The sequence below is a fragment of the Vreelandella olivaria genome (assembly GCF_023507745.1).
Lineage (GTDB): Bacteria > Pseudomonadota > Gammaproteobacteria > Pseudomonadales > Halomonadaceae > Vreelandella > Vreelandella olivaria_A.
Map to the genome: position 1 here is coordinate 1 of NZ_JALPZO010000071.1, position 629 is coordinate 629.

Consider the following 629-nt stretch of genomic DNA (forward strand, 5'->3'; position numbering starts at 1 on the left):
AGGCTGGCCCGAAGGGTGAGTCTCAGGGATGAGACGAGTAAACCCAATATGAAGTACCTATACGAACAGCGGATCAACGGCTACATCCCCGATAATCAGTTCCGCAGCCGAGATCCGAAGTTCGCCGTCCAGAAAGACAAATACGGCAAGCGCCATCAGAACCTGCCGGACAAAGGCTGGCGAGAGACGATGCCAGCCAGCGCGTTCCAATTTGATCCTGTAAAGCTAACGTGTATTTGCCCAATCAGCGAAAAACTGTCCTATCGCGGGCAACGAGAAACGGACAGTGGCAAGACTCGCGTACCCTTTGAAGGGCGCTTGCTACAATGTCGGCACTGCTCAAAGAAATACCGATGCATGCAGAACCCGCGCTCGGCCTACCATCGCAACGGTGCAGGGCGACAAGTGTCTTTTATTATCGAGAACAAACGCTTACCCAATTACACTGACTGGATGAAGCACCGAGTCGATAGCCCCAAGGGCAAAGAAATTTACAGCCATGGTATGTCAGTCGTGGAACCCGTCTTTGGAAACATTGGCACGACGAAAAGACTGAACCGCTTCAGTCTTCGGGGCAAGAAGAAAGTACAGGGCCAGTGGCAGCTTTACTGCCTGATACACAATATTGA

1 protein-coding gene is annotated in these 629 nt (G+C 51.8%); it reads left to right on the forward strand.

The window, feature by feature from the left end; genetic code table 11:
• Positions 1–48: 48 nt before the first annotated feature.
• Positions 49–629 (forward strand): transposase (locus tag HP566_RS06385; RefSeq protein ID WP_249976431.1); only part of this gene is annotated, 581 nt, incomplete at its 3' end.